At 69.5% G+C, this 2,827-nt stretch carries 3 protein-coding genes; 1 reads left to right on the top strand and 2 read right to left on the bottom strand.

The window, feature by feature from the left end; translation table 11 throughout:
* Positions 1-12: 12 nt before the first annotated feature.
* On the bottom strand, positions 13-1,425 hold the full coding sequence (locus I53_RS28280; protein ID WP_043357293.1) for a DUF4105 domain-containing protein: 1,413 nt from the start codon (positions 1,423-1,425) through the stop codon (positions 13-15).
* Positions 1,426-2,023: 598 nt separating this feature from the next.
* On the opposite strand from I53_RS28280, the gene I53_RS28285 reads away from it, so the two are divergent.
* Positions 2,024-2,452 (top strand): MucR family transcriptional regulator, encoded by a 429-nt coding sequence (locus I53_RS28285; RefSeq protein WP_043357295.1) that lies wholly within the window; start codon positions 2,024-2,026, stop codon positions 2,450-2,452.
* Positions 2,453-2,589: 137 nt separating this feature from the next.
* Here I53_RS28285 and I53_RS31995 read toward each other — a convergent pair.
* A partial coding sequence (locus I53_RS31995; protein ID WP_148291260.1) for a helix-turn-helix transcriptional regulator occupies positions 2,590-2,827 on the bottom strand: 238 nt, incomplete at its 5' end.

Here is a 2,827-nt window from a genome sequence, read left to right on the forward strand (position 1 = left end):
GTCGAGGCCCGGTCAGGCCTCGGTCGGTCCGCCCCCCCGCACGGAGGATTGCTGGGTGAGCGGGCTCAGCGGCGTCAGACCCCGTGCCCGCCAGTTGCGCAGGAGCCGCCATCCGACCCGCCGCCACGCGATCGACGGGACCGGCGAGGCCGGATCGACGAGGGCGCTGAGAGCCCGCGTGTAGTCGAGCACGAGGCCCGGGGTCCAGGTCATCGACCGCGCCCCGTTGCGCAGGAAGGCCGCCGCCCAGAATTCCGGCGTGGTCAGCGCCGCGGCGAGCTGCCGCCAGGGATGACCGCCGCGGCTGAACGCGCCCTCGACCGCGATGTCCAAGGCCTGGGCCACCGTGGTGGAGCAGTTGCGACTGATGAAATTGTAGGTGGTGTCGGCGCTGTAGTACGCCCAGAACGCCCGCAACCGGGCGGCGTCGATGCCGTTGAGCGTCACCGCCACCGTCGCCGGGCACCAATCCGCCACCTCCGCCTCGTGGGAGGGCAGAAAGCGTCCGGGCACGTCGTTCTCGGGGCCGGCCCGCAGGCTCGACCGCAGGTTGGCAGGCGAACGGTCGATCTCCACCGCGGGATAGTGGCTGATGTAGAGGTCGTCGCCCTGCTGCAGGGCGGCGTGGCCGGTGGAGAACCGCCCCGCCTTGTCGACGGAGGCGACGTAGCGCCGGATCAGCCGCTGGCCGGCGGGGGTCGTCGCCTGCCCGGTGGGGGTCCAGACATAGACCGTCAGGCTGCCGGGCTCGGCGTTGCCGACGGAGGCGGCCGGCTCGGCTGTGCCCAGGCGCCGGGTGCGCAGCCCGGCCAGCGCGAGGTTGGCCCCGTTCAGGATCAGGAACATCCCGATGCAGTAGCCCACCGTGCCGGCATACCAGGTCGGCCAGGGCTGGAGATGGAACAGGCCGAAGGCGATGCTGAGGCCGCCCAGGGCCACCGACATCCGCCAGCCGGAAAACTTCAGCAGGCTCGCGATCGTGATCCGGACCACGCCGTCCACCGTGAAGGCGATGCCGAAGATCATGGCGAGCAGGAAGGTGCTGTGCCGGGTGGCCATCATGATCAGCACCGCCATCACCGACAGCAGCACGCCCTTGAACAGGCGCAGCCGGCGGGCGGCGCCGAGTGCGGACAGGCCGGCGGCGAGGGAGCTCACGCCCTCCGCCAGCAGGATCAGGCCGAACCACCGGTCCGGAACGTGGAGCGCCCCGTCCAGGGAATCGATTGCCACGAGGATGCCGAGCGACGACCACAGCAGGCCCGTGGCGACGATCAGGTGCCAGTGGCGGCGGACCGCGGCCCGCCCGACGAGGAGCATCCAGAGGGGCGCCATCCGGCCGCCGGCGGCGTCCGCGCCGCCCGGTCCGGGCGCGTCGAGCGCCGAGAGCGCACGCGGGATGGAGGTCGAACACGGTCCGGACATAGGGGTCGCCCTCGAAAGCGCGCGTCAACGAGCCTCTCGCACAGATCCCGCCATGCCGTCACGGCCGGAGCGAGGCTCCCGACACGCACGAGGTCTGAGGAGCGCGCGAGGCGCACGATCGAGACGACGATCCACAACTTGCCTGAGGACTTTGTTAATCGCGGCCTCGCACGGGCTCCCGCGCCGGTCGCGGATGGCCGGGACGACGACCGTGCCGCCGCCTCGCCCGCGCCTCCCGCGGCCCGGCGGCATCCCGGATTGTCCCACGTCTCCGCGACTGATTCGGCCGCTGACAGCCTGTCATCGCGCGACCATTCGCAGTCATCGGCCGCAGGCCGCCGCAGCAAACGCCGCCACTGCGCAATATTTGCGAAGCCTCCCGAGATGGCAACCTCATGTTGCCTCGCAAGAACAGAATGTGTTCAAAGCACATCTTAAGATAAACCGTAGACAAATCGCACAGTTTTTGTATTGTTACGCGCCAATCTTGGCAGACTCGAAGCAATTCGGCGCACGATCGGGCGGTAAATCACGATCAAGAGTTCGGATTTGTCGGTGCGCTGGTGCTCAAGCTTCGTTTCTACGCACTGGGGGATACATGAATACGATCGAATTGAACGAAAAGGCCTCAGATCTGAACACAGATCTGATCAAGTGCACGGCTTCACTGGTTGCGGCTTACGTGTCCCGGAACGCGGTGGGGGTGGGGGACCTGCCGGTTCTGATCGATCAGGTGCATACGGCCATAACGGTCCTGCAGGGGAGCGCCTCGGGATCCGGTGCGGGCTGGACCGGCCCGACCGCCGCACAGATCGAATCCTCGATCCAGCAGGATGGCCTGATCAGCTTCATCGACGGCCGGTCCTACAAGACCCTGAAGCGCCACCTGACCGCGCACGGCCTGACGCCCGAGCGCTACCGGGCCAAGTACGGCCTGCCGGCCGACTACCCGATGGTCGCCCCGGGTTACGCCGCCAAGCGCTCGGAGATCGCCAAGGCGATCCAGCTGGGCCACAAGGCGGCCTGAGCGAAACCCGGTCCGCACCGCCCCTCGACGCCCCATCCGGGCGCCGAGACGGGTGCCGAGACGGGCGGGCGCGGATCCGGGCTGCGGGCCGGCGCGGCAGGATTGCCCCGTGGGGGCCCGCCGCGCGCGGGCGCGGCTCAGACCCGGGCGACGGCCAGGGTCCCGTCATCGATGGGAACGAAGCGGACGCCCGCCCGGCGCAACGCATCGACCGCGTGCAGGCGGGACCGGCTCCCCCGATGCTCGCTGTCCTCCTCCAGGCGCCGCACCGTGGAATGCGACAGGCCGCTCGCCTGGGCGAGATCCATCATCGACCAGTCGAGCAGGGCCCGGGCGGCGCGTAAATGGTGCCCGTGACGGAGTGCTCCAGGCCCT

The organism is Methylobacterium sp. B1 (assembly GCF_000333255.1).
In the GTDB taxonomy this organism is placed as follows: Bacteria; Pseudomonadota; Alphaproteobacteria; order Rhizobiales; family Beijerinckiaceae; genus Methylobacterium; species Methylobacterium fujisawaense.

Coding starts and splice junctions, on each gene's coding strand:
- I53_RS28280 (WP_043357293.1), bottom strand. CDS start 1,425: ATGTCCGGACCGTGTTCGACCTCCATCCCGCGTGCGCTCTCGGCGCTC.
- I53_RS28285 (WP_043357295.1), top strand. CDS start 2,024: ATGAATACGATCGAATTGAACGAAAAGGCCTCAGATCTGAACACAGAT.